Source organism: Mesorhizobium sp. CA13, from assembly GCF_020165235.1.
Lineage (GTDB): Bacteria > Pseudomonadota > Alphaproteobacteria > Rhizobiales > Rhizobiaceae > Mesorhizobium.
The window spans coordinates 148026-172792 of record NZ_JAIUHS010000006.1 but is presented as its reverse complement, the minus strand read 5'-3'; the positions used below and the strand labels follow the sequence as shown (position 1 = coordinate 172792).

Sequence of the window (24767 nt, the reverse complement as noted above, 5' to 3'; positions counted from 1 at the left end):
TTAACAGTTGCTTCCCGTCGGCTCCTCCGGAGCGGCGAAGCGCGACTTTCGCAGCGGTGTCGGACGATCGGATCCGTGCGGCTGATCCTCATCCCAAGATCGTGCACTCACCCGCGCGCCTCGACCAAAGGCGAGCGGAGATTTGGCTCCGGGACGTGGCAAAGACGGCCCAGGCACCAGATCGCGATGTTGCCGTAAAACGAAGAGCGGCGCTAACCGGCCGTCTTGCCGTGCCGTGCGAGATCCTGGGCTATGGACAGTTGCAGCGCGTTGGCGAGCTCGCGCGCGGCGCGGTTCTCGGCATCGATCTGTGCCCGGTACGCGGCGAACTCCTGGCGCGGCCTGTCGAAGGACGAGGTGATCGCCCGCCTGCCGGTCGCGATCACCGCGCCGGTTTTGGCATCGGTCAGCGTGTAGCCGGCGGTCAGCGTCACCGAACCGGCGGTCGGCTCGTCCTGATCGGTTCCGACCTGCACGAGCGCCGAGGATTCAACGGCTTCGGTCACGCCGAGATCGAGCGAGTAGGCCGGAGAGGCCGGTTCGCCGGCGCCGCGCCCAAACCCGAAGATCAGGTTGTTGCGCACCTGCTGGCCGTAACGCGTCCCGACCGGCTTGACGGCGATCGATGCCAGTTCGGCATTGGCGCTCGAGCCGGTCGACAGCGGCGCGCTCGAGTAGAGCGGCCGCACCTGGCAGGCCGAAACGAGCGCAAGCGAGCCGACAAGGCCGGCAAGCGCGATACGGCGCAGCAAACGGCTCAGCTCTGTCTTTTCCCGATCAGGCAACGACATTGACGATCCTCTGCGGCACGATGATCACCTTGCGCGGAGCCTTGCCTTCGAGCGCCTTCTGCACGAAGTCGAGAGCGAGCACGGCTTTTTCGACCGCACCTTGGTCCGCGTCGCGGGCAATTGTCAAATCCCCGCGCTTCTTGCCGTTGACCTGGACCGGATAGGTAACCTCATTGTCGACGACCAGCGCCGGATCGAAGATCGGCCACGGCCGTTCGGCGACCAGATCGGCGCCGCCGAGCGCCTCCCAGCATTCCTCGGCCAGATGCGGCATGATCGGCGCGATCAGGTGCACGAGCACCTCCACGGCCTCCCGGCAGGCGCCTTTGAGCGCGGCATCGGCCTTGCCTTCGGCCACGTCGTTGAGCGGCGTGGTCAGCACGTTGGCGAGTTCGTAGATGCGGGCGATGGCGCGGTTGAATGCGAGTTTCTCGATGTCCTCGCCGACCGCTTTCAGGATCTTGTGCGTGGCCTTGGAAACCGGCCCGGCCCCACCGCCGTCAGCCGCCGCGGGCTTGACCCCGGCCAGCGATTCGGCCGCGGTAGAGACCAGGCGCCAGATGCGCTGCATGAAGCGATGCGCGCCGGCGGCGCCATCGTCGGTCCATTCGACGTCGCGTTCGGGCGGCGAATCCGACAGCATGAACCAGCGTGCGGTGTCGGCGCCGTAGCCGTCGGTGATGTCTTCGGGGCTGACGGTGTTCTTCTTCGACTTCGACATCTTTTCCAGGGAGCCGATCTCCGCCGTCTCGCCCGTGGCGATCTCGATGGCGCGGCGCTTGCCGTCGATGTCCTCCAGCCGCACCTCGGTCGGCGCCAGCCAGCGCCCGTTCGATGCCGATCCCACGCGATAGGTCTCGTGCACCACCATGCCTTGCGTGAACAGGCCCTTGAACGGCTCGGCCAGGTCGAGATGGCCGGTCTCGCGCATGGCCCGGGTGAAGAAGCGCGAATAGAGCAGATGCAGGATCGCGTGCTCGATGCCGCCAATATACTGGTCGACGGCCAGCCACTCGTTCGCCGCCTTCGGGTCGGTCGGCTCGTTCGCCCAGGGCGCGGTGAAGCGGGCGAAATACCACGACGAATCGACGAACGTGTCCATCGTGTCGGTTTCGCGCCGCGCGTCCTTGCCGCATTGCGGGCATTTGACATGCCGCCAGGTCGGGTGGCGGTCCAGCGGGTTGCCTGGGCGGTCGAACTCGACGTCGTCGGGCAGCTTCACCGGCAGGTCTGCCTTCGGTACCGGCACCACACCGCAATCCTCGCAATGGATCATCGGAATCGGGCAGCCCCAGTAGCGCTGGCGCGAAATGCCCCAGTCGCGCAGGCGGAAGTTGACCTTGCGTTCGGCCATCGGCCGGTTGCCGATCGTCTTCTGCTCCAAGAGCTTCGCCACCTCGTCGAAAGCGCGAGCCGGCTTCATGCCGTCGAGGAAACGCGAATTAATCATCACGCCGTCGTCGACATAGGCTTCCTCGATGACCTGGAAGGTCTTGGGATCAGCCCCTTCCGGCATCACCACCGGGATCACCGGCAGGCCGTATTTGTTGGCGAAGTCGAGGTCGCGCTGGTCGCCGGACGGGCAGCCGAAGATGGCGCCGGTGCCGTAGTCCATCAGCACGAAATTGGCGACGTAGACCGGTAGCGTCCAGTTCTCGTCGAACGGATGCACGACACGGATGCCGGTGTCGAAGCCCTTCTTCTCGGCCGTCTCCAGCGCCGCCACCGAAGTGCCCATATGGCGGACTTCGTCGATGAAGCTCGCCAGCGCCGGATTGGTCTCGGCAGCCTTCCTCGCCAGCGGATGGTCGGCGGCGACCGCCATGAAGGAGGCGCCGAAGATGGTGTCGGGCCTCGTCGTATAGACTTCCAGCTCCTGCTCGCCGGCGACGGGAGCCGCCAGCGGCCAGCGGATCAGCAGGCCTTCCGAACGGCCGATCCAATTGTGCTGCATCAGCTTGACCTTCTCGGGCCATTCGTCGAGGCGATCGAGCGAATCCAGAAGATCCTGCGCAAAGTCGGTAATCCTGAAGAACCATTGCGTCAGCTCGCGCTGTTCGACCAGCGCGCCCGAGCGCCAGCCGCGCCCGTCGATGACCTGCTCGTTGGCGAGCACCGTCATGTCCTCCGGATCCCAATTGACCTTCGAGGATTTGCGCGTCACCAGGCCCTTCTCGACAAAGTCGAGGAACAGCATCTGCTGGCGGTGGTAGTAGTCGACATCGCAGGTCGCGAATTCGCGCGCCCAGTCCAGCGACAGGCCCATGACCTTCAGCTGCTCGCGCATGGTGGCGATGTTCTGGTAGGTCCATTCCTTGGGATGGACCTTGTTCTGCATCGCCGCGTTCTCGGCCGGCATGCCGAAAGCGTCCCAGCCCATCGGATGCAGCACGTTGAACCCCTTGGCCCGCTTGTAGCGCGCCACCACGTCACCCATCGTGTAGTTGCGCGTATGCCCGATATGGATGCGTCCCGACGGATAGGGGAACATCTCCAGCACGTAGTATTTCGGGCGCGGATCATCGTTGTGCGCCTCGAAAAGCTTCCTGTCCGCCCAGGCCTTCTGCCATTTGGGCTCTGACGCACGCGGATTGTATCGTTCGGTTGCCATGGGACGTTTTTCACTTAAAAAGCATGCGGGCTGCGGGCGACAGCTCGGCAGTTCATTGGATGTGGTCCGGGTGTTCACCATGGTTTGGCAAACCCGTCAACCATATGGGTATCGCGTCTGGAAAAAACGCGGTCAAAACAGCGGGATTTGGACATGGGCGATGCCGTTCAGCAGTTTTTAGCGGTCAAGGCGAAGATCGCCGCCGCGGAGCGTGAAGCCCGGCGCGACGCTGACGCGGTGACGCTGGTCGCCGTTTCCAAGACCTTCGACGCCGCCGACATCAAGCCCGTCATCGAGGCCGGCCAGCGCGTCTTCGGCGAGAACCGGGTGCAGGAAGCGCAGGGCAAGTGGCCGGCGCTGAAAGAGGCTTTCCCCGACATCGAACTGCATCTGATCGGCCCGCTGCAATCGAACAAGGCCAGGGAAGCCGTGGCGCTGTTCGACGTCATCGAGACGGTCGATCGTGAGAAGATTTCCGCCGAACTCGCCAAGGAGATCGACCGGCAAGGCCGGGCACCGAAACTCTACGTCCAGGTCAACACCGGCTCCGAGCCGCAGAAGGCCGGCATCGAGCCCCGCGACGCCGTCGCCTTCGTCGCCCGCTGCCGCGATGTTCACGGCCTCGCCATCGAAGGCCTGATGTGCATTCCGCCGGCGGACGAGAACCCCGGCCCGCATTTCGCCCTGCTGGAAAAATTGGCGCGGGAGGCAGGCGTCGCCAAACTGTCGATGGGCATGTCAGGCGATTACGAAACGGCCATCGCCTTCGGTGCCACCAGTGTCAGGGTTGGTTCGGCGATCTTCGGCAGCCGTTAGTCCCCCGCACCACACAGCATCCCTGTCGGGCATCCCTTGCCGCGCCGTCGGACGAATGCTATGTCTAGCCAAGCTAGCTAGGATGCATTCTATGAACTGGCACCTTCAGGACGCAAAAAACAATTTTTCCAAGGTGGTTCAACGAGCGCGCAGCGAGGGACCGCAGACGGTGACGCTGCGCGGCGAGCGTGCCGCAGTGGTGCTTTCCGCCGAGGATTACGACCGCCTGGCTGGGAAGAAAAAGTCATTGGCCGAGTATCTTTTGACGGGCCCGGTGTGGGACGATGATTTCGCCGAGGAGGTCAACCGCCGCTCGGAGACGATGATCCGGGATGTAGATCTCTGATGTATCTGCTCGACACGAACATCGTTTCGGATGTGCAGAGGCGGCTGCCCAAGCCAACTGAATGGCTGGCTTCAGTGGATCCGACATCGGTGAGCCTGAGCGTCATTACGCTCGGAGAGGTCGAGCGTGGGATCATCAAGCTACGCAAGATCGACTCCGAAAAGGCAACGCGCCTCGATCTGTGGCTCAGGGAGCTTCGCCGGGACAATGCCGACCGCATTCTTGCCGTCACGGAAGATGTCGCTTTGGCTTGGGGCCGCATCACTGCTGGCCGCACACGGGGCAGCGCGGACACGCTCATCGCGGCAACCGCGTTTGTCCATGATCTCATTCTGGTGACGCGTAACGTCAGCGATTTCGATGATACAGGTGTGACGGTGCTCAATCCCTGGGACGACTAGCCGACCCCATCACCTGAACACCCATGCCCTTGGGCCACTTCCAAGGTCATCATTGCGCCAGCGCTGGAAACGAAACGCACCGTTCCTATTTGTTTTGTGCCATCACAAATCTCTGGAGCCTTCGCCATGCGTTACAACCAGCTTGGAAATACGGGGATGTTTGTCTCCGAACTGTGCCTCGGCACCATGACCTTCGGTGCCGCCGGCCAGAATGCCCAATGGGGCCTGATCGCCAGCCTCGACCAGAAAGGCGTCAACGAGATAGTCGGCCGCTCGCTTGCTGCCGGCGTCAATTTCTTCGACACGGCCGATGTCTATTCGTTCGGCGAATCCGAGCGCCTGCTCGGTCAGTCGCTCAGGGACCTCGGCGTTGCCAGGTCGAGCGTGGTCGTCGCCACCAAGGTCCACGGTGCCATGGGCGAGGGCCCGAACCAGCGCGGCTCCTCGCGCGGCCACATCATGGATTCGGTCGATGCCAGCCTCGAGCGGCTGCAGCTCGATCACATCGATCTCTATCAGCTGCACGGAACCGACGCGGTGACGCCGATCGACGAGACGCTGCGGGCGCTGGACGATCTCGTTGCCAGCGGCAAGGTCCGCTATGTCGGCGTATCCAACTGGCAGGCCTGGCGCATCGCCAAGGCGCTCGGCATCGCCGACCGCAAGGGCTTTGCCCGTTTTGAAACCATCCAGTCCTATTACTCGATCGCCGGCCGCGATCTCGAGCGCGAGATCGTGCCGCTGATCAACGAAGAGAAGCTCGGCCTGATGGTCTGGTCGCCAATGGCCGGCGGCCTGCTATCGGGAAAATACGGCCCAGGCGCGCCCGGCAATGGCGAGGGCCGTCGCGCCTCCTTCAACTTCCCACCGGTCAACGAGGACCGCGCCTGGGCGGCGGTCGCGGTCATGCGCGAGATCGCCAAAAAGCATGATGTCAGCGTCGCTACCGTGGCGCTCGGCTATGTCCTGGCCAAGCCCTTCGTGATGAGCGTGATCATCGGCGCCAGCCGCATGGATCAGCTCGAACAGAACCTTGCCGCCACGAACCTCAAACTTGATACCGATGATCTCGCCAAACTGGACGAGGTCAGCGCGCTGCCGGCCGAATATCCTGGCTGGATGCTGGAGCGGCAGGCCGCCGGCCGGCGTCCGGCGCCGTTCGTGCCGAAGGCCTGATCGTTTTTCGAGCCTGCTTCGAAGCCGCGTGCCCTCGGTACGCGGCTTCTCAGTTAGAGACGAACGGCCTCCGAGAGAAAATCGAGAAAGGCCCGCACCCGCGCCGGCAGATGCTTGCCCTGGCCGACATAGACGGCATGGGTGGCCTCCTCGTCGCCTGGGTTGAATTCCTCCAGCAACGGGACGAATGCCCCGGCGTCGATGTCCGGCTGGACATGCCAGCGCGCCAGCCGAGCGATTCCGCCTCCCGCCAGCGCCATTCGCCGCATCGCCTCGCCGTCGGTCAGCGTTGTGTTTCCGACAACCGGGACGATGACCGGCGCACCTGCCGCATCGACGAAAGGCCAGCCGTCCATATGCCGCGCAAAGCCGAAGGCCAGCATATTGTGACGTCCGAGATCGGCCAGCGTGCGCGGCGTCCCACGCGCTTCGACATAGGATGGTGCTGCCACCAGCACCATCCGGCTCTGCCCCAGTTTGCGGGCCACCAGCCGGGACGCGCGTAGCGGCCCGGCGCGTATCGCCACATCGGCGCGCTCCTCCAGAAGGTCGATCACGCTGTCGGTCAGCACGGCGTCGACGGAAATCTCGGGATAACGCTCCAGAAACCGAGGCAGCAGCGACATCAGCCGGTGGTGGCCGAACGGCACGTAGCTGTTGACCTTCAGCCGGCCGCGCGGCGCGGCTCCCGCGGCCGCCTCGCGCTCGGCTGCGTCCATGTCGGCGAGGATGCGCATGCCGCTGTCGTAGAAAGCAGCGCCTTCCGGCGTCAATTGCAGCTTGCGCGTCGAGCGGCTGACCAGCCGCGCGCCGAGCCTGGCCTCCAGCCGCGCGATCAATTTGCTCACCGCGGACGGGGTCATGCGCAAAGCACGTGCCGCCGCCGAAAAGCTGCCCGCCTCGACGACGCGCACAAACACTTCGATCTCGCCGGAACGGTTGATGTCGGATCTCGCCATCTGTGAATCTATTTCACAGAAAGTATGCCTGGAGCAAGTCTGGTTCACCTCGCATGGCGTCACGATCTTCCCGGTCGGGGCGCTGCCTGGACAGGGCGCCCGTCACCGCCGAAGTGGAAACATCATGCCTCTCGCTCTTTATGCTCTCGCCGCCGGCGCCTTCGGCATCGGCGTCACCGAATTCGTCATCATGGGCCTGCTCATCGACGTCAGCAAGGATCTCGGCGTCTCGATCTCGGCCGCCGGCCAACTGATTTCCGGCTATGCGCTGGGCGTCGTCATCGGCGCGCCTCTGCTGACGATCGCCACCGGCGAGTGGCCGCGCAAGACCGTGCTTCTGGCGCTGATGGCGATCTTCACCATTGGCAATCTGGCCTGTGCGCTGGCGCCTGATTATTGGACGCTGATGGGCGCGCGCGTCGTCACCGCCTTTGCCCATGGCACCTTCTTCGGCGTCGGCTCGGTGGTCGCCACCGGACTGGTCGCGCCCAACAAGAAGGCCTCGGCGATCGCGCTCATGTTCACCGGCCTGACCATCGCCAACATTCTCGGCGTTCCGTTCGGTACCTGGCTCGGCCAGGCTTTCGGTTGGCGCGCCACCTTCTGGGCGGTGACCGCGGTCGGTCTCGCGGCCTTTGCCGTCATCCTGGCACTGGTGCCGCGCAATCGGACAGCTCCGGAGAAGAGCGACCTGCGCGCCGATCTCGCCGTGCTGCGCCGCACGCCGGTTCTGCTCGGCTTCGCCACCACCGTTCTCGGCTATGCCGGCGTCTTCGCCGTCTTCACCTACATCGCGCCGTTGCTGACCGAGATCAGCGGCTTCAAGGAAGCGGCCGTTTCGCCGATCCTGCTCGTCTTCGGCGGCGGCCTCATCGCCGGCAATATCGCCGGCGGCAAGATCGCCGACCGCTGGCTGGTGCCGGCGGTGCTCGGCAGCCTCGTGGTGCTCGCCCTGGTGCTGGCGACCATGAGCGTCGCTATACACAGCCAGCTGTTGGCCGTGATCTATGTCGGCCTGCTGGGCGCCGCCGCTTTCGCCACTGTGGCGCCTTTGCAGATGTGGGTGCTGGAAAAGGCACAAGGTGCTGGCCAGAGCCTTGCCTCGTCCTTCAACATCGCCGCCTTCAACCTCGGCAACGCCGCCGGCGCCTGGCTCGGCGGCGCGGTCATCGCGCAAGGTCTTGGCCTGGGTTCGCTCACCTGGGTCGCCGCGCTGCTGCCGGTCGCGGCACTCGCCGTGGCGGGACTGGCCCTGCGTCTCGACCGCGGCACCGCGCTCGGCGCGCCTGTCTGCGTCCGGTCGTGAAGCTCGCCGGCCAAGCCGGAACAGTTCGACCTCTGTCCAAACCACCCGCCTCTTTCAAAATCACAAGGAGTAAGAAAATGGACTATCGAAATCTTGGCGCATCGGGCCTCAGAGTGCCTGTGCTCTCGTTCGGAGCGGGAACCTTCGGCGGTTCCGGCCCGCTGTTCGGCGCCTGGGGCAACAGCGACGCCAGGGAAGCGCGGCGGCTGGTCGACATCTGCCTCGAGGCCGGCGTCAATCTGTTCGACACCGCCGACGTCTATTCGAACGGTGCCTCGGAAGACGTGCTCGGCGAGGCCATCAAGGGCCGGCGCGATGCCGTGCTGATCTCGACCAAGACCTCGCTGCCGATGGGCGACGGACCGGCCGACTATGGTTCCTCGCGTTCGCGGCTGATCAAAGCCGTCGACGCCGCTCTGAACCGGCTCGGCACCGATTACATCGACCTGTTGCAGCTGCACGCCTTCGATGCCGGCACGCCGATCGAGGAAGTGCTGTCGACGCTGGACGGCCTCGTGCGCGCCGGCAAACTACGCTATGTCGGCGTCTCCAATTTCTCCGGCTGGCAAGTGATGAAGTCGCTCGGGCTGGCCGACAGGCACGGCTATCCGCGCTATGTCGCGCATCAGGTCTACTATTCGCTGGTCGGCCGCGACTATGAATGGGAGTTGATGCCGCTCGGCCTCGATCAGGGCGTCGGCGCGCTGGTCTGGAGCCCGCTCGGCTGGGGCCGTCTCACCGGCAAGATCCGCCGCGGACAGCCATTGCCCGACAAAAGCCGGCTGCACGACACCGCGAGCTTCGGACCGCCGGTGGGGGACGAGCACCTCTACCGGGTCGTGGAGGCCCTAGATGCGGTGGCGCAGGAAACCGGCAGGACCGTGCCGCAGATCGCCATCAACTGGCTGTTGCAGCGCCCAACCGTGTCGTCCGTCATCATCGGCGCCCGCAACGAGGAGCAATTGCGCCAGAATCTCGGCGCGGTCGGCTGGGCGCTGACGCCGGAGCAGATCGGGAAACTCGACGCGGCAAGCGAAGTCACCGCGCCCTATCCGTACTTCCCTTATCGGCGGCAGGAAGGCTTTGCCCGGCTCAACCCGCCGGCGGTGTGATTGCGAAAGGTCGCTGCCGGGATAGGGTCGCGGGACAGCGCCCCCTCTGCCCTGCCGGGCATCTCCCCAGGAGGGAGATTGGGTGTCACTTCGGCTTTCGCCGATCTCCAGCGTAAAAGGATGGCGCCATCAGCGATGCTGCCGATCTCCCCCCATGTGGGGGAGATGCCCGGCAGGGCAGAGGGGGGCGCCGTAGGGCGTTTACCTCAACGGCCTTCCCTACGTTGGCCCTAATGCAGCACGAACTCGCCGTCGACCTTGCGCCACTCGTTGGGCGCGATGAGCTTCTGGTGCGTGTAGCTGACCGAATGCAACGGCCCCTCGAGCTTGGTCTTCCAGAACTCGATGAAGCGGATCAGCACAGGAAACTTCGGCGCGATGTCGTAGTCCTGCCATATGAAGCTCTGCAAGAGATGCGGATGGTCTGGGAAATGATAAAGGATATTGGCCGTAGTCAGGCCATAGCCCCTCAGCATCAGGTCCATTTCAAGCTGGTCGCGCATTTTTGCTCCCCGGGTTGATTCTCCTTCCTCCCAACAATGGATTGTGCGCGCGGTTGCTTAACCGTCTATTGATTTTTTCTTGATCGAAACCGGCTTTAGCCCGCGAAAACATGAAGTTAGCAGCCGTCCGGCGCAAGTGCTGACAGCAGCCGCGGGCCCATGTGCGGCATCCCGCCGCGCAAACCCAACGTCTAATGTTGCCGTCATCGCGGAACTGTTAATAATGCGCGCGAATTCGCGGCCGCGTCGCCGCGATCCCGCCGGCGTTTCAAGCCGGCGTCGGTTTCGGGAGGAAAAGCAGGAATGTCCGAGATTCATGTCCACCGCGTTCAGCCGGCCTGGAAGAAGAATGCGCTGATCGACAACGACACCTATCTCAAATGGTACGCCGACAGCGTGAAGAATCCGGACAGGTTCTGGGGCAAGCACGGCAAGCGCATCGACTGGTTCAAACCGTTCTCCAAGGTCAGGAACGCCTCTTTCGACGGCAAGGTCTCGATCAAATGGTTCGAGGACGGCCAGACCAACGTTTCCTACAACTGCATCGACCGCCACCTGAAGAAGCGCGGCGACCAGACCGCCATCATCTGGGAAGGCGACAACCCCTACGACGACCGTAAGATCACCTACAATGAGCTCCATGCGCATGTCTGCCGCTTCGCCAACGTGCTGAAGAAGCACGGCGTCAAGAAGGGCGACCGCGTCACCCTCTACATGCCCATGATCCCGGAAGCGGCCTATGCGATGCTCGCCTGCACGCGTATCGGCGCCATCCACTCGGTCGTCTTCGGCGGCTTTTCGCCGGACGCGCTCGCCGGCCGCATCGACGATTGCAAGTCGACCATCGTCATCACCGCTGACGAGGGCCTGCGTGGCGGCAAGCCGATCCCGTTGAAGGAGAACACCGACAAGGCAATCGAGATCGCGGCAAAAGCCGGTACCAGGGTCGAAAAGGTGGTGGTGGTCCGCCGCACCGGCGGCAAGATCGGCTGGGCGCCGGGCCGCGACGTCTGGTACCACGAAGAGGCCGCGACCGTTAAGGCTGAGTGCAAGCCGGAGAAGATGAAGGCGGAGGATCCGCTGTTCATCCTCTATACGTCGGGTTCGACCGGCAAGCCGAAAGGCGTGCTGCACACCACGGCCGGTTATCTCGTCTACGTCTCGATGACGCACCAATATGTCTTCGACTATCATGACGGCGACATCTACTGGTGCACCGCCGATGTCGGCTGGGTCACCGGCCACAGCTACATCGTCTACGGGCCGCTCGCCAACGGCGCCACCACACTGATGTTCGAGGGCGTGCCCAACTACCCCTCGCAGTCGCGCTTCTGGGAAGTCATCGACAAGCACCAGGTCAACATCTTCTACACCGCGCCGACGGCGCTGCGCGCCCTGATGGGCGCCGGCGACAATCATGTGAAAAAGGCGTCGCGCAAATCGCTGCGCGTGCTGGGCTCGGTCGGCGAACCGATCAATCCGGAGGCATGGGAGTGGTATTTCAACGTCGTCGGCAACGCCAAGGTGCCGATCGTCGACACCTGGTGGCAGACCGAGACCGGCGGCATCATGATCACGCCGCTGCCGGGCGCCACCGACCTCAAGGCTGGCTCGGCCACGCGGCCCTTCTTCGGTGTCAAGCCGCAACTGGTCGACGGCGAGGGCAAGGTGCTTGAAGGAGCCGCCGACGGCAATCTGTGCATCACCGAGTCCTGGCCCGGCCAGATGCGCACCGTCTATGGCGATCACGACCGCTTCGTGCAGACCTATTTTTCGACTTACAAGGGCAAGTACTTTACCGGCGACGGCTGCCGCCGCGATGCCGACGGCTATTACTGGATCACCGGCCGCGTCGACGACGTCATCAACGTCTCCGGCCACCGCATGGGCACGGCAGAGGTCGAATCCGCATTGGTCAGCCACGACAAGGTTTCGGAAGCCGCCGTCGTCGGTTATCCGCACGACATCAAGGGCCAGGGCATCTACTGCTACGTCACGCTGATGGCCGGCGAGACGCCGAGCGAGGATTTGCGCAAGGAGCTCCTCGCCCATGTCCGCAAGGAGATCGGCGCCATTGCCACGCCCGACAAGATCCAGTTCGCACCGGGCCTGCCCAAGACCCGCTCGGGCAAGATCATGCGGCGTATCCTGCGCAAGATTGCCGAGGACGATTTCGGCGCCCTTGGCGATACCTCGACGCTTGCCGATCCGGCCGTCGTCGACGATCTCGTCGCCAACCGCCAGAACAAGAAAGGCTGACGCCGGCCGTGGCCGTGATAGGCAGCGTTGCCGAACTCTGGCGCTATCCGGCGAGTTCGCTCGCCGGCGAACGCCTGGAGACGATCGCGGTCGGCACCGATAGCATCGAGGGCGACCGTATGTTCGGCCTGGTCGATGCCTCCGACAATGAGATCGCCCGGCCCGATCGCGAGCCGAAGTGGCACAAGGTGCCGCGCATCCGCACCCGGCTGACGGACGACCGCAGGCTCGAAATCGCGATTCCCGGCGCAGATTGGCTGGCGGCGCCCGGCACCGAAAGCGACCGCGCCGTTTCCGACTATCTCGGCTTTCCAGCCTCGATCCGTCCGTTCGGCCTGGAGAACGCCCCGCCGGCCTATGCCGGCCCGTTGACGGAGGCGCGCTACCGCAAGGCGCCGATCCACCTGTTGACCACCGCCTCCCTGGCCCGCCTGAAGGCGCTGCATCCGCAAGGCACTCCCGACTCACGCCGCTTCCGTCCCAACATCGTGGTCGACATGGCGGCGGTCGAAGGCACTTTTCCCGAAACCGAATGGATCGGCAGGAAGCTCGCCGTCGGCGACCTGCTGCTGACCATCTCCGAGCCGTGCCGCCGCTGCGGCTTCACCATCATCGCCCAGGACGGTTTCGCCAACGACCCGGCGATCCTGCGCAATCTGGTACGTCATAACGCGCACAATCTCGGCGTCTACTGCACCGTCGACCGCGCGGCCAGCGTCAAGGTCGGCGACGGGATGCGATTCGCCTGAACTACCGGTAAAGGTCCGCCCGCGTCGGCGGCAGGCCGCTCGGGCCTCGCGTCCGCTTGGTGGCGACCGTCTGGAAAATCTGCGCCGAGGCGCGTTCGAAGGTAATCGAACAGCCGGTAAGATAGAGCAGCCACAACCGTGCCCTGGCCTCTCCCACTTCCGCGATGGCCTCGTCGAAGCGCGCATGCAGGCGCTCGGCCCATAGCCGGCAGGTGCGGGCGTAGTGCTCGCGTAAATTCTCGACGTCGTGGACGAGGAAGCCATGTGCTTCGAGGTTGCCACACGTCATTCCGATCGTGTCGAGTTCACCGCCGGGGAAGATGTATTTGATCAGCGCCTTGTATTCCGGACCCTTGCGCAGGGTCTTTTTCAGATCGCCCTTGCTGCGCCTGGTGATGGCATGATGCAGATAGATGCCGCCCGGTTTGAGCAGGCGATGGACGGTCGAGAAATAGGTGGCGTGATTGGCCAGCCCCAGATGCTCGAACATGCCGATCGAGGATATCTTGTCGAAGCTTCCGGTGAGCTCGGCATAGGATTTTATCTCGATGGTGATCCGGTCTTCCAGACCCTGGGCGCGAATGCGTTCGCGGGCGAGGTTAGTCTGTGCGTCCGACAGCGAGACACCGTGGCCGACAACGCCATAGTTCTTCGCCGCATGGATGAGCATCGCTCCCCAGCCGCAGCCGATGTCGAGCAGTCTGTCGCCAGGTTTCAGCCGCAGCTTGCGGCAGATATGGTCGAGCTTGTCGACCTGCGCTTGATCAATGCTGTTGGCGAAATCCTTGAAGTAGCCGCAGCTGTAGACCATGCGCTCGTCGAGGAAGAGCTGATAGAACGCGTTCGAAATGTCATAATGGTGCTGGATCGCTTCCTGGCTCGAACCGCTGACGAAGGGATTGCGCCCCGAAAGGTCGGCCCGCGCCGTCATCTGTTTCCTTGAAAACAGCACAGCTGGCAGGTCACGCAGGATCGCCAGCTTCGGCAATGACTTCAGCTTCGTCCGCAGCTTGCCTTGCGAAGGCAAGGCGTAGAAGTCGAACAGCGACCCCTCCTCCACGTCGACCGCCTTGGAAATCCACATCTCGACCAGCGTGGAGAAATTTGGCCGGCGGGCCAGTTGCCAGACGATGTCCTGGTCGTTGATGGCAAGCACCGGGCCGCCGGCCGGACCGATGCGCTCGCCGGTCCAAAGCCTGACGGCAAAGCCCGGCTTCAATGCCTCGACGACCGTTCGAACGATGCGTGCTGCTCTTTCGGTGGCGTCCATGCCCTTCCCCTGCATTCGGTAGGCCGATCTTGTCCGCTTGAACCGCCGGCCGCAACCCGATTGCACGAAAGGACGCGGCCAAGCCGGAAAAACGTCTTTTTCCATTCGCCGTCTTGTCTTTTGCTGCAACGCACCCCATCATCAGTGCGTGTTCAACAAACTGAAAGGAGGTGATCCGATGTCGAGTGATTTCGTTTTCCAGAACGTGGCCTCAGCGGATTGCACTTTCGGGAAGCAGTCTTCCCGTTAAGGCGCGAGATGCGCGGCGGGCGACCCCTGGGGTTGCCGCCAGGAGCCGCGCCATGGACGGAAACACGGAAGGCCGCCGGCTTCGAAAGAAGCGGCGGCCTTTTCCTTGTGCGGCTTACTGCGTCAGCGCGACCTTTTCGGTGTTGCGGATGATTTCCTGAAAGGCGGCGTCCAATTCCACCCCGGTCGACACCTCGAAATAATGTTTTTGAGCGGTGGAGGCATCTTTCGACGAACAGTCCTTCAGCACCGCTTTTGCCTGATCCCGCTCGGTTGCCGACATGTCCTTGTTGTTCAGGTCGAAGCCGATGGTGAAAATCTCGATGCCGTCATTTTTCATGTTGCCGCACAGCGTTTCGGCGTTGCCGCGCGCAAGATTGCCCTGGCTGTTGTAGCGGCCCCTGGCACCGGCGAAGGCGGTATTGAACTGACCATCGGTCATCAGGATCGCGACCTTGGCGATCTTCTTCGCGTTGACGTCCGAGGCGCCGTTGCCGAGGCCGGCATTCTTGATCGCAGCGCGCCATTGCGGCGACAGCATATAGTAGGTCCACTGAATGGCGATCGCGCCGGCGGTATAACCGTCAGCCTGGAAGTCGTCGATCGAATCAAGCAATGCGCCGGAATCGGCGGTCAGCGGGATCACTTCCGCATCGGGACACTTGTTCATTCCCTCGCCGTCGAGATGATCGTCCCGGTTGACCAGGGCGTAGTACTTCTTGCCGTTCTTGTCCGTGCGAACAGCATCTGGGCCGTCGGCGCTTAAATCCGCATCGCCATTTTTGTCCTTGCGCTCCGTGGCGCAATTGTCGGGGCGTGGCATCGCCGCGCCAACAATGGAGATATAGTCGCTGAAGGACGGCAGCAGAGTTTTGCCCGTCTTGGTGACGAGAAGCGAACTGCCGGCCACGGGTGGCAGCTCAGAGCTCGCCGGCTTCTCGGCATAGACGTTTTCCGCCAGCTTGCCGGCGTTCACGCCGGACGCGTAAGGCACAATCGCGACGCGGATGCGGGGGGTCTTCGGATCCTGGTTCTGGAGCATCGTCCGAACGGCGTTTTTCGCTGCTGCTTTCAGATCGCCGATCTTGTCGACCTTGCCTCGCTTCGCCATCGAGCCCGTGATGTCGAGCATCATAGCCACCTCGATCTGCTTGTCCGAATAGAGCGCCGTGGTCGAGGCGGGGACGCGCTGCATGTCCCTCGTGCCGAACAGCGGGAAATAGAAGGCGACGTCGACATGGGCGTCCGCCTGCACCGTCCTGGCGGTCCTGTTGACCGTCAGCCTGTCGAGCACGATCTGGTTGGCTTGCAGGATGCCGGCCGTGCTGTTGGCGTCGAGGAAGGCCTGCACCGATTTGTTGGCGTCGGCCTCCTTGATCACGCCGGTCGTCAGGTCCCGCGCCGTCGACGTCACCGCGGCGTCGACCACGCCCTGAAGACTCGATTTGGCGTTGTAGAGCTGGGTGATGTTGACGGCGAAGCCGACGCCCAGCGCCAAGACCGAGACGGCGAATCCGAACAGGATGGCGAAATTTCCGCCGCGATGCCTGGCAAAACCGCCGGCCGCGTCCACAAGTCCCCCGAAAATCCGCATCGTTCTCTCTCCGCTCGCCCCGGCCTCGTCGCCGGGCAAACGGATCGATGCAGGATTCCGGCCGGGCGCGGTCAGCGGCCGCGCACCAGGGACTAGATTGTTGTTTTTGCTTTGCTTTCAGGAATGGAAAGGTGAATGACCGGTAAACGCCGATGCTGCGTTTGGCGGCATTTACGAAGCGCTTACCAAGATCCTGCCAGTCGCGGTACAGGGCCCGCGGCCGCGTGCCGCCACGGCACAGCGGCACCTGTGCCAGAGCGAGGCAGTATGCGGGTGCATGGAAATCCGGGTCAGGCCAGCATCTGCGCGGTGACCGTCCTGTCGATGGCGTGGTAGGGCGGGTTGAACAGATTGTTCTCCTGTTCGTAGGTCCATACCTTGAACAGGCTGAGCCGGTGCGGGCCGAAACTGTGCAGCAACGGCACGTCGGTGGCATCGCGTCCGCGCGCGATGACGATGCGGCCGATCCTCGGAACATTGTGGCGGGGGTCGAAGGTGTACCACTTGCCGTCGAGAAACACCTCCATCCAGGCAGAGAAGTCCATCGGCGCCGGATCGGCCGGCACGCCGATGTCGCCGAGATAGCCGTTCACATAGCGTGCCGGAATGTTCATGCAGCGGCAGAGCGTGATCGCCAGATGGGCGAAGTCTCGGCAGACGCCGACCTGCTCCTCATGCGCCTGCGCCGCGGTGCGGGTCGAGCGGGCATAGCCATAGCCGAAGGACAGGCGGTTGTGGACATAGTCGACGATCGCCTGCACCCGCGCCCAGCCGGACGGCAAACGACCGAAAAGTTCCCAGGCAAGCTGGCTCAGGTGATCGGTCTCGCAATAGCGGCTGCCCAGCAGATAGAACAGCACCTCGTCGGGCAACTCCGCCACCGGCACCTCGCGCGCCAGCGTGTTGACCTCGTCCGCCTCGCCGCTGTCCTCGACCACCGCGTCGTAGAGGATGCGAAAGGTGCCGGCGGGCGCGGTAAAGCGACGGCACGAATTGCCATGCAGATCGCTGTAGAGCTTGGTCGAAACCGCGGGCGACGTCAGCACGCGGGTCTGCCGCTTGATATCGGCCTGCCTGTCCCTGTGGATCTCGAGCAGCGAAATCACCGGCGTGGCTCCAGCGCATTCAATGGCCATTTCGTAGCCGAGCCGAATCAGCATCGCGTCCCCCTTCGATGGTCGTGGAAAAGCAGCGAAGTTGAAACGCCGGAGGCGGATCGCGGTTCCCTGACTTGCCGAAAAGGGGACTGGCCGAAAAGGGGAAATGGCCGAAAAGGTGGCCGCGCGGCTTCCAATGCCGATGCCGGGACGTTACCATCGGCGCTCCCTCGAAAGACCCTCCCCGAAATCAAGGAAAATCATGTACGCAGGCAGAAAATTCGCCGCCTTCCTCTTCGATATGGACGGCACGCTCATCAATTCCATTGCCTCGGCCGAACGGGTGTGGAGCGACTGGGCGCGGCGGCAAGGGCTCGACGTCGCCGCCTTCCTGCCGACGATCCATGGCGTGCGGGCGATCGAGACGATCGCCGGTCTGGCGCTCCCCGGCGTCGATCCGGCGCATGAGGCCGACCTCTTGCTCAAGGCCGAAGCCGCCGATCTGGAGGGCATTGTTCAGATCGCCAGCGCCGCCGCATTTCTCAACGCGCTCCCGCCGGAGCGCTGGGCGATCGTAACCTCGGCGCCGCGGGAACTGGCGCTCTTGCGCATGAAGGCTGCCGGCATCCCCGTCCCGGCCGTGTTGATCGCGGCGGAAGATGTTTCGCGCGGCAAGCCGGCGCCCGACTGCTTTCAGCTCGGCGCGACGCGGCTCGGCGTCGATGTGCGCGATTGCCTCGTATTCGAGGATGCCCCTGCGGGCATCACGGCGGCCGAGGCGGCGGGCGCAGCGGTCATGGTCATAAACGCTACGCACCGACATCCCCTGGCGACGCAGCATGCCGCGATCGCTGGCTACGACGCCATCGGCGTTACCGTCGACGAGCGCGGCTGGATCGCGCTCGAACCGCAACTCAGCGCCGCCTAAAGATTGTAATGCAACGCCCTCTCAAGGCGTGTTGAGATTCAGGTCAGGCCGAGTCGAAAGCGATGGTTTCCGAGAACCGGAGCGGAGCGTACTAAAGTACGTGAACACCGGAAGCGCAGGAAACCAACGCTTGCAGGCCGGCCTCACCTGAATCTCAGCATACCTCAGAAATCGCTGGTCAGGCCCTTGATCTCCCAGTCGCCGTAGCGGCCGGGCTCCTTGCCGCCGCGGCCGCCGACTTCCTTCGGCACCGCCGCTTCTTTGCGGCGGTAGTCCTCGCGCCGGGCCGCGGCCTCTGCAAGCGCGCGACGGGCGGCGGGCGTCAGCGTCTTCAGCCGCGCCTTGTCGTCCCTGGCAGGTGTTTTACTGGTCTCATCGTTCATGCGATATTCCGGCGGATTGAAACAGGCCGATTGAAACGGGTACCGGCGTTTCCCATCATATAGCGATGAGCCCACGAGGATCGACCCCCTTACGTCACGACTTGGACGGGAGCAGACGATGAACACACTTCGCACCGCCATGCTTCTTGCCGCGATGACCGCGCTGTTCATGGGCGTCGGCTTCCTGATCGGCGGTACGGGCGGCATGATGATCGCCTTCCTGATCGCCGCCGCCACCAATCTGTTCAGCTACTGGAACGCCGACAAGATGGTGCTGTCGATGAACCGCGCCGTCGAGGTCGACGAGAAGAACGCGCCCGAATATTACGCCATCGTGCAGGCACTGGCCAAGCAGGCAGGCCTGCCGATGCCCAGGACGTACCTGATCGACAATCCGCAGCCCAACGCCTTCGCCACCGGCCGCAACCCGCAGAACGCGGCTGTCGCCGCTTCCACCGGCCTTTTGCAACGGCTGACGCATGAGGAAGTGGCCGCGGTGATGGCGCACGAGCTCGCCCACGTCCAGCATCGCGACACCTTGACGATGACGATCGTCGCCACCTTGGCCGGCGCCATCTCGATGCTTGGCAATTTCGCCTTCTTCCTCGGCGGCAACCGCGACAACAACAGCCCGTTCGGCTTTGTCGGCGTGCTGGCGGCGATGATCGTGGCGCCCTTTGCCGCCATGATCGTGCAGATGGCGGTCAGCCGCACCCGCGAATACGAAGCCGACCGGCGCGGCGCCGAAATCTGTGGACACCCGCTATGGCTGGCCTCGGCGCTTGACAAGATCGCCCGCGGCGCCGAACGCATACCCAACCCGGATGCCGAGCGCAATCCGGCGATGGCTCATCTCTTCATCATCAACCCTCTTTCCGGCGAGCGCATGGACAGTCTGTTCTCCACCCATCCGAGCACCGAGAATCGCATCGCCGCGCTACAAGCGATGGCGCAGCGGATGGGCGCGGGTGCATCGCCAATCCCACAACGCCAAGCGCCCGCGTCGCCGCAGGCCGACGAGCCGCAATCGGCCGGACCGTGGGGCAAGCCGACCGCGCCGGAACCGCCGGCAGAGCCCAAATCCAATCCATGGGGTCGCAGTCCGACCGGGCCCAAGGGCCCGTGGTCGTGAGCGTGGCGGGCAGGGCACCTCGACGCACAGGTGGTCAGGAACACAACAAGGACGGCGAGTTTGTTGCCGGCCTTGCCGCCCGCAAGGCGGCGGCGCGGCTGCTGGCCGCCGTCATCGATGCCAGGACGCCGCTCGACGGCCTGACCGACCATGAAAACGGCCATCCGCAATACAAGGCGCTAGACCTGCGCGATCGCGGTCTCGTGCGCGCCATTCTGGTGACCGCGCTGCGCTACCGCATGACCATATCAGGGCTGCTGGCGCGCCGTTTGGAAAAACCGCTGCCGGCCAATGCCACCGCGCTGTCGCATATATTGCATGTGGCGGCCGCGCAGATCCTGTTCCTCGACATTCCCGACAGCGCCGCGGTCGACCTCGCCGTCACCCATGCCAAGTCCGATCCGCGCACATTGCGCTTTGCCGGCTTGGTCAACGGTGTGCTGCGCACGCTCGCGCGGATCAAGGAAGCCGAACTTCCAGAGGCCCTTGCTACCACCGACGAAGCGCCGAAATGGTTTTCCGACCGTTTGAAGGCCGCCTATGGCGTGGACGAGGCCAGACGGATACTCGCCGCCCACCGCCAGGAGGCCCCGGTCGATTTCTCGGTCAAGGCCGATCCGGAGCACTGGGCCGAAAGGCTCGGCGGCATTGTCCTGCCGACCGGCACAATTCGGGTGGAGAAGCTTGCCGGCCCGGTCACCGAACTGCCTGGCTTCACCGAAGGCGCCTGGTGGGTCCAGGATGCCGCAGCCGGCCTGCCTGCCCGGCTGCTCGGCGATGTCGGCGGGCTTCGCGTCGCCGATCTCTGCGCCGCGCCCGGCGGCAAGACCGCCCAATTGATCGTGGCCGGCGCACGCGTCACCGCGGTCGACACCTCGAAGAACCGGCTGGCGCGGCTGGCGCAGAATCTCGAACGTCTCCACCTGTCGGCGGAGATCGTGCAGGCCGACCTCCTCCAGTACGAGCCGGGCGATCTGTTCGACGCCGTCCTCCTCGACGCGCCCTGCTCCTCGACCGGCACGGTGCGGCGGCATCCCGACGTGCCGTGGACCAAGACGATGGCTGACGTCGAGAAGCTCGCCGAGCTCCAGCGCCGGCTGCTCGCGCGCGCCATCGCCCTGGTCAAGCCGGGCGGCAGGATCGTCTTTTCGAACTGTTCGCTCGACCCACTCGAAGGCGAGGAGCTTTACCGTGCCTTCCTCGCCGCGACGCCTGGCATCGTTGCCGACCCGCTTCGCACCGGCGAGATCGCCGGCATCGATCCCTTCCTGACGCAGGAAGGCACGCTGCGCACCACACCTGCCGACCTCGATCTCGGCTCGCCGCAACGTTCCGGTCTCGATGGCTTTTTCGCCGCGCGCATGCGTCGCGCCGGCTAAGGCAATTCCACGAAAGCTGCGTGACGATATCCGTCCGAAATTGCGTGGAACAAGGATCTGGAGCCGAGTATGGATGCCCACCGGGCGCTGAACCGCTTCAGGGCTTAAGTATAGGACGTTGCTGACCTTTTTCGGGAGCATCCGCGGCCACGCCAGGCGCAGCGTCACCGCTCGCGGGATTTCGCCTTCGCATGAATCGTTGAATCAGATAAGCTTGCCGTTGGGATAGAGGACGATCAGGAGGGGTTTTGGCACTTGCTGCCGGCAACACGACGCGTCTGTGGGCGCTTGTCGCGAAGGAGTTTTGGCGCAAAACGCGCCGGCGCCTGCGTGCCGGACCGGTCTATCGCTGGCGCTATTCCGGCCGCACGCCCGAACGGGTGCTGATCGCGCCGCCGGACCTGCGGCTGGCCGACCCGCAGATCGCGCTCGAGATCTACTATGGCCGTTATCCCCTGTCGGGACATATGGTCGAGACCGGCGGCAAGTCGCCTTTCCAGATCAGCGTTCCCAACTACGGCTGGCAGAAGACGCTGCATGGCTTTCGCTGGCTGCGACACATGCGCGCCGCCGGCACCGAGCTTGCCGCCGCCAATGCGCGTGCGCTGGTGTCCGACTGGATCGCCACGCATGGAAACAACATTTCCGGCATCGCCTGGGAGCCCGGCACGGCCGCCAAGCGCATCATCGCCTGGCTGCAGCATTCCTCGATCGTGCTGCAAGGCGCTGAATTCCCGTTCTACCGCGCCTTCCTGAAATCGCTGGCTGTCCAGATCCGCTACCTCAGGTCGATGGCGCGCGAAATGCCTGACGGCAAGGACAGGCTGCGCGCCCGCATCGCCCTCGCCTTCGCCGCCCTGTCACTGCCGGCGCCCGCATCGGCGCTGCGCGGCGCCACCCGCAACCTCGCCGAGGAACTCGACCGCCAGATCCTTCCCGATGGCGGCCACATCTCGCGCAACCCGATGGCGGTGCTGGAAATCCTCGCCGACCTTTTGCCGCTGCGGCAGACCTACGCCAACCAGGCGGAAGCGCCGCCACAGGCCCTGATCGGCGCCATCGACAGGATGCTGCCGGCCCTGCGCTTCTTTCGACACCAGGACGGCAGCCTCGCCCGCTTCAACGGCATGGGCGCCACCATCCATGATCGCATCGCCAGCATCCTGCGCCACGACGACACCGCCGGCTCGCCGCTGCTGCATGCACCGCATTCGGGCTATGAGCGGCTGTCCATGGGTGGCGTCACCGTCATCGCCGACACCGGCCTGCCGCCGCCCGTCCACGTCTCCAATGCCGCCCATGCCAGCTGCCTTGCATTCGAGCTGTCCTCGGGCCGCCAGCATTACATCGTCAATGCCGGCATCGACACCTATGGCGCCGCCGAATTCCGGCCCCTGGCCCGCGCCACTGCCGCGCATTCGACCGCCACCATCAACGACACCTCGTCGGCGCGGTTCAGCCATTCGCTGCGCATCAACGATCTTCTGGGGTCGCCTTTGATCGGCGGCCCGCAGCATGTGCAGTGCAAGCGTATCGATCAGAAGGGCGTTCAAGGCTTCATCGCCCGCCATGACGGCTATATCCAGCGCTTCGGTTTCCTGCACGAGCGCGAGCTGAAGCTGTCCTCGAACGGCAATGTGTTGACCGGCAGGGACCGCTTCCAGCGTCCTGGAGGTGCGGCGATCCGCAACAATGGCCGCGATTTCGTCACCGTGCGCTTCCACGTCCATCCCGACATCAACCTTTTGCAGGACGAGCATGACCGCCTGGTGCTGACCGCCGAGCAGGTCGACAGCTGGGTGTTCACCTGCACCGAGATGGTGCCGGCGGTCGAGGAATCAATCTACTTCGCCGGTCTCGGCGGCCCGCGCCGCAGCCGGCAGATCGTGCTTGCCTTCCAGCCGTCCGACATCGCCGAAGTCCACTGGCAGCTCACCCGCACCTCCATCGCCGGCTATCCCGAAAACAACTGACCGTGCCGGCGCTGACCGAGCTTGCGCCTTGATTTCCTGATCTCATATGATACGGCGCGGGCCTGCCCCTCCAGCCGTGAAAGCACGCCCATGGCCGTCGCCGCCAAGAACATTCCCGCTCCCGACCTCGTTCCCGTGCGTCGTGCCCTGCTCTCCGTCTTCGACAAGACCGGCCTCATCGATCTCGCCAGGGCGCTCGCCGCTTCCGGCGTCGAGCTGGTGTCGACCGGCGGCACGGCAAAAGCGATCGCCGATGCCGGACTGGCGGTTCGCGACGTCTCCGAGCTCACCGGCTTTCCCGAGATCATGGATGGCCGCGTCAAGACCCTGCACCCGTCGGTGCATGGCGCCCTGCTCGGCGTGCGCGATGATCCCGATCACGCCGCGGCGATGCACAAATATGGCATCGAGCCGATCGACCTGGTCGTCTCCAATCTCTATCCGTTCGAGGAAGTCCGCCGCTCCGGCGCCGACTACGCGGCGATCGTCGAGAACATCGACATTGGCGGCCCGGCGATGATCCGCGCCTCGGCCAAGAACCACGCCTATGTCGCCATCGTCACCGATCCCGGCGACTATGCCTCGTTGCTCAACGCGCTGGAGATGAATATCGGCTCGCTGTCGCTGGATTTCCGCAAGAAGCTCGCGGCCAAGGCTTTTGCCCGCACCGCCAGCTACGACGCGGCAATCTCGGGCTGGTTCGCCGAGGCGCTGGAGATCGAGCACCCGACCTGGCGCGCCTTCGGCGGCAGGCTGGAGACTGTGATGCGCTATGGCGAGAACCCGCACCAGGGCGCCGGCTTCTATGTCAATAGCGACAGGCGGCCGGGCGTAGCCACCGCGCGCCAGCTTCAGGGCAAGCAGCTTTCCTACAACAACATCAACGATACCGACGCCGCCTTCGAGCTGGCCGGCGAGTTCGACCCGGCGCGCTCGGCCGCCGTCGCCATCATCAAGCATGCCAACCCGTGCGGCGTCGCCGAGGGTTCGACGCTGAAGGCCGCCTACGCCAGGGCGCTGGCCTGCGATCCAGTCTCGGCCTTTGGCGGCATTGTCGCTGTGAATCGCGTCCTCGACGCCGAGGCGGCCGAAGAGATCGTGAAGACCTTCACCGAAGTCATTATCGCGCCAGGCGCCACCGACGAGGCGGCAGCGATCGTGGCCGCGAAGAAGAACCTGCGCCTGCTGGTCGCCGGCGGCCTGCCGGATCCGCGCGCGATCGGCACAACCGTCAAATCCGTCGCCGGCGGCCTGCTGGTGCAGGGCAGGGACAATGCCGTCGTCGACGACCTCGAACTGAAGGTGGTGACGAAACGGGCGCCGACGCCGGCTGAACTGGCCGACCTGAAATTCGCCTTCCGCGTCGCCAAGCACGTCAAGTCGAACGCCATCGTCTACGCAAAGGACGGCGCCACGGTAGGCATCGGCGCCGGCCAGATGAGCCGCGTCGATTCCTCGCGCATCGCCGCCCGCAAGGCGCTCGACGCCGCGGAAGCGGCAGGCCGGACAGAGCCGCTGACCAAAGGCTCGGTCGTCGCCTCCGATGCCTTCTTCCCCTTCGCCGACGGCCTGCTGTCGGCCATCGAGGCCGGCGCCACCGCCGTCATCCAGCCCGGCGGCTCGATGCGCGACGACGATGTGGTTGCCGCCGCCGACGAGCATGGCATCGCCATGGTGTTCACGGGCGTGAGACACTTCAGGCATTGAGCGCTTCTTGCTTCCAGCGAAGTGAG

General features: G+C 64.3%; 21 protein-coding genes. 13 read left to right on the top strand and 8 right to left on the bottom strand.

Annotated elements, in window-relative coordinates; genetic code table 11:
* Positions 1 to 212: 212 nt before the first annotated feature.
* Both lptE and leuS read right to left on the bottom strand, forming a co-directional pair.
* A complete protein-coding gene (gene lptE / locus LB566_RS16560; RefSeq protein WP_140550773.1) occupies positions 213 to 791 on the bottom strand; it encodes an LPS assembly lipoprotein LptE in 579 nt (192 codons plus the stop codon).
* Positions 778 to 3402, bottom strand: a complete 2625-nt coding sequence (gene leuS, locus LB566_RS16555) for a leucine--tRNA ligase (RefSeq protein ID WP_224625176.1) — start codon at positions 3400 to 3402, stop codon at positions 778 to 780. The genes lptE and leuS overlap by 14 nt, the downstream gene beginning before the upstream one ends.
* A gap of 153 nt (positions 3403 to 3555) precedes the next feature.
* On the opposite strand from leuS, the gene LB566_RS16550 reads away from it, so the two are divergent.
* The 4 genes from LB566_RS16550 to LB566_RS16535 all read left to right on the top strand — a co-directional run bounded on the left by LB566_RS16550 (position 3556) and on the right by LB566_RS16535 (position 6141).
* Positions 3556 to 4218 (top strand): YggS family pyridoxal phosphate-dependent enzyme, encoded by a 663-nt coding sequence (locus LB566_RS16550; protein ID WP_224625175.1) that lies wholly within the window; start codon positions 3556 to 3558, stop codon positions 4216 to 4218.
* Between the two features lie 91 nt (positions 4219 to 4309).
* Complete coding sequence (locus LB566_RS16545) at positions 4310 to 4564, top strand: type II toxin-antitoxin system Phd/YefM family antitoxin (RefSeq protein ID WP_113192000.1); 255 nt, start codon at positions 4310 to 4312, stop codon at positions 4562 to 4564.
* Positions 4564 to 4965, top strand: coding sequence for a type II toxin-antitoxin system VapC family toxin (locus LB566_RS16540; protein WP_224625174.1), 402 nt, complete (start codon positions 4564 to 4566; stop codon positions 4963 to 4965). The genes LB566_RS16545 and LB566_RS16540 overlap by 1 nt, the downstream gene beginning before the upstream one ends.
* Positions 4966 to 5091: 126 nt before the next feature.
* Positions 5092 to 6141, top strand: a complete 1050-nt coding sequence (locus LB566_RS16535) for an aldo/keto reductase (RefSeq protein WP_224625173.1) — start codon at positions 5092 to 5094, stop codon at positions 6139 to 6141.
* A gap of 53 nt (positions 6142 to 6194) precedes the next feature.
* Here LB566_RS16535 and LB566_RS16530 read toward each other — a convergent pair whose 3' ends face one another.
* Positions 6195 to 7100 carry a LysR family transcriptional regulator gene (locus LB566_RS16530; RefSeq protein ID WP_224625172.1) on the bottom strand — a complete coding sequence of 302 codons (906 nt, stop codon included), beginning with the start codon at positions 7098 to 7100 and terminating at the stop codon, positions 6195 to 6197.
* Between the two features lie 124 nt (positions 7101 to 7224).
* Between LB566_RS16530 and LB566_RS16525 the strand changes: the two genes are divergently transcribed.
* Positions 7225 to 8406 carry an MFS transporter gene (locus LB566_RS16525; protein ID WP_224625171.1) on the top strand — a complete coding sequence of 394 codons (1182 nt, stop codon included), beginning with the start codon at positions 7225 to 7227 and terminating at the stop codon, positions 8404 to 8406.
* 77 nt (positions 8407 to 8483) lie between these two features.
* Entirely contained in the window at positions 8484 to 9518 is a 1035-nt protein-coding gene (locus LB566_RS16520; protein WP_224625170.1) for an aldo/keto reductase, read from the top strand.
* Positions 9519 to 9748: 230 nt separating this feature from the next.
* Here the strand turns inward: LB566_RS16520 and LB566_RS16515 are convergent, their stop codons facing one another.
* Positions 9749 to 10021, bottom strand: a complete 273-nt coding sequence (locus tag LB566_RS16515; protein ID WP_140492921.1) for an usg protein — start codon at positions 10019 to 10021, stop codon at positions 9749 to 9751.
* Between the two features lie 303 nt (positions 10022 to 10324).
* On the opposite strand from LB566_RS16515, the gene acs reads away from it, so the two are divergent.
* Positions 10325 to 12280 carry an acetate--CoA ligase gene (acs, locus tag LB566_RS16510; protein WP_224625169.1) on the top strand — a complete coding sequence of 652 codons (1956 nt, stop codon included), beginning with the start codon at positions 10325 to 10327 and terminating at the stop codon, positions 12278 to 12280.
* Positions 12281 to 12288: 8 nt separating this feature from the next.
* The gene (locus LB566_RS16505; RefSeq protein ID WP_140550763.1) at positions 12289 to 13029 is read left to right on the top strand and encodes an MOSC domain-containing protein; all 741 of its coding nucleotides are present in this window, start codon (positions 12289 to 12291) and stop codon (positions 13027 to 13029) included.
* A gap of 1 nt (position 13030) precedes the next feature.
* Here LB566_RS16505 and LB566_RS16500 read toward each other — a convergent pair whose 3' ends face one another.
* The 3 genes from LB566_RS16500 to LB566_RS16490 form a co-directional block, all read right to left on the bottom strand.
* Positions 13031 to 14299, bottom strand: coding sequence for an SAM-dependent methyltransferase (locus tag LB566_RS16500; protein ID WP_224625168.1), 1269 nt, complete (start codon positions 14297 to 14299; stop codon positions 13031 to 13033).
* Positions 14300 to 14663: 364 nt separating this feature from the next.
* Positions 14664 to 16142, bottom strand: coding sequence for a TadE/TadG family type IV pilus assembly protein (locus tag LB566_RS16495; RefSeq protein ID WP_224625167.1), 1479 nt, complete (start codon positions 16140 to 16142; stop codon positions 14664 to 14666).
* Between the two features lie 290 nt (positions 16143 to 16432).
* A complete protein-coding gene (locus LB566_RS16490; RefSeq protein WP_140550760.1) occupies positions 16433 to 17302 on the bottom strand; it encodes a transglutaminase-like domain-containing protein in 870 nt (289 codons plus the stop codon).
* Between the two features lie 199 nt (positions 17303 to 17501).
* On the opposite strand from LB566_RS16490, the gene LB566_RS16485 reads away from it, so the two are divergent.
* Positions 17502 to 18167 (top strand): HAD-IA family hydrolase, encoded by a 666-nt coding sequence (locus LB566_RS16485; RefSeq protein WP_224625166.1) that lies wholly within the window; start codon positions 17502 to 17504, stop codon positions 18165 to 18167.
* Between the two features lie 164 nt (positions 18168 to 18331).
* Here the strand turns inward: LB566_RS16485 and LB566_RS16480 are convergent, their stop codons facing one another.
* Positions 18332 to 18550 carry a DUF1674 domain-containing protein gene (locus LB566_RS16480; RefSeq protein ID WP_224625165.1) on the bottom strand — a complete coding sequence of 73 codons (219 nt, stop codon included), beginning with the start codon at positions 18548 to 18550 and terminating at the stop codon, positions 18332 to 18334.
* Positions 18551 to 18668: 118 nt separating this feature from the next.
* Between LB566_RS16480 and htpX the strand changes: the two genes are divergently transcribed.
* From htpX to purH, 4 genes are all read left to right on the top strand, one after another.
* The gene (gene htpX / locus LB566_RS16475; protein WP_224625164.1) at positions 18669 to 19682 is read left to right on the top strand and encodes a zinc metalloprotease HtpX; all 1014 of its coding nucleotides are present in this window, start codon (positions 18669 to 18671) and stop codon (positions 19680 to 19682) included.
* Positions 19640 to 21061, top strand: a complete 1422-nt coding sequence (locus LB566_RS16470; RefSeq protein WP_263498191.1) for an RsmB/NOP family class I SAM-dependent RNA methyltransferase — start codon at positions 19640 to 19642, stop codon at positions 21059 to 21061. The genes htpX and LB566_RS16470 overlap by 43 nt, the downstream gene beginning before the upstream one ends.
* Before the next feature lie 248 nt (positions 21062 to 21309).
* Positions 21310 to 23034, top strand: a complete 1725-nt coding sequence (locus tag LB566_RS16465; RefSeq protein ID WP_140550755.1) for a heparinase II/III family protein — start codon at positions 21310 to 21312, stop codon at positions 23032 to 23034.
* 90 nt (positions 23035 to 23124) lie between these two features.
* The gene (purH, locus tag LB566_RS16460; RefSeq protein ID WP_224625162.1) at positions 23125 to 24741 is read left to right on the top strand and encodes a bifunctional phosphoribosylaminoimidazolecarboxamide formyltransferase/IMP cyclohydrolase; all 1617 of its coding nucleotides are present in this window, start codon (positions 23125 to 23127) and stop codon (positions 24739 to 24741) included.
* The last annotated feature ends 26 nt before the right edge of the window (positions 24742 to 24767 follow it).

Bases quoted from the DNA above. Each gene is read 5' to 3' on its own strand.
- LB566_RS16485 (WP_224625166.1), top strand. From the start codon at position 17,502: ATGTACGCAGGCAGAAAATTCGCCGCCTTCCTCTTCGATATGGACGGC.
- LB566_RS16480 (WP_224625165.1), bottom strand. From the start codon at position 18,550: ATGAACGATGAGACCAGTAAAACACCTGCCAGGGACGACAAGGCGCGG.
- LB566_RS16545 (WP_113192000.1), top strand. From the start codon at position 4,310: ATGAACTGGCACCTTCAGGACGCAAAAAACAATTTTTCCAAGGTGGTT.
- LB566_RS16520 (WP_224625170.1), top strand. From the start codon at position 8,484: ATGGACTATCGAAATCTTGGCGCATCGGGCCTCAGAGTGCCTGTGCTC.
- LB566_RS16550 (WP_224625175.1), top strand. From the start codon at position 3,556: ATGGGCGATGCCGTTCAGCAGTTTTTAGCGGTCAAGGCGAAGATCGCC.
- LB566_RS16530 (WP_224625172.1), bottom strand. From the start codon at position 7,100: ATGGCGAGATCCGACATCAACCGTTCCGGCGAGATCGAAGTGTTTGTG.
- LB566_RS16535 (WP_224625173.1), top strand. From the start codon at position 5,092: ATGCGTTACAACCAGCTTGGAAATACGGGGATGTTTGTCTCCGAACTG.
- htpX (WP_224625164.1), top strand. From the start codon at position 18,669: ATGAACACACTTCGCACCGCCATGCTTCTTGCCGCGATGACCGCGCTG.
- LB566_RS16540 (WP_224625174.1), top strand. From the start codon at position 4,564: ATGTATCTGCTCGACACGAACATCGTTTCGGATGTGCAGAGGCGGCTG.
- LB566_RS16495 (WP_224625167.1), bottom strand. From the start codon at position 16,142: ATGCGGATTTTCGGGGGACTTGTGGACGCGGCCGGCGGTTTTGCCAGG.
- LB566_RS16490 (WP_140550760.1), bottom strand. From the start codon at position 17,302: ATGCTGATTCGGCTCGGCTACGAAATGGCCATTGAATGCGCTGGAGCC.
- LB566_RS16500 (WP_224625168.1), bottom strand. From the start codon at position 14,299: ATGGACGCCACCGAAAGAGCAGCACGCATCGTTCGAACGGTCGTCGAG.
- LB566_RS16470 (WP_263498191.1), top strand. From the start codon at position 19,640: ATGGGGTCGCAGTCCGACCGGGCCCAAGGGCCCGTGGTCGTGAGCGTG.
- LB566_RS16525 (WP_224625171.1), top strand. From the start codon at position 7,225: ATGCCTCTCGCTCTTTATGCTCTCGCCGCCGGCGCCTTCGGCATCGGC.
- acs (WP_224625169.1), top strand. From the start codon at position 10,325: ATGTCCGAGATTCATGTCCACCGCGTTCAGCCGGCCTGGAAGAAGAAT.
- purH (WP_224625162.1), top strand. From the start codon at position 23,125: ATGGCCGTCGCCGCCAAGAACATTCCCGCTCCCGACCTCGTTCCCGTG.
- LB566_RS16515 (WP_140492921.1), bottom strand. From the start codon at position 10,021: ATGCGCGACCAGCTTGAAATGGACCTGATGCTGAGGGGCTATGGCCTG.
- leuS (WP_224625176.1), bottom strand. From the start codon at position 3,402: ATGGCAACCGAACGATACAATCCGCGTGCGTCAGAGCCCAAATGGCAG.
- lptE (WP_140550773.1), bottom strand. From the start codon at position 791: ATGTCGTTGCCTGATCGGGAAAAGACAGAGCTGAGCCGTTTGCTGCGC.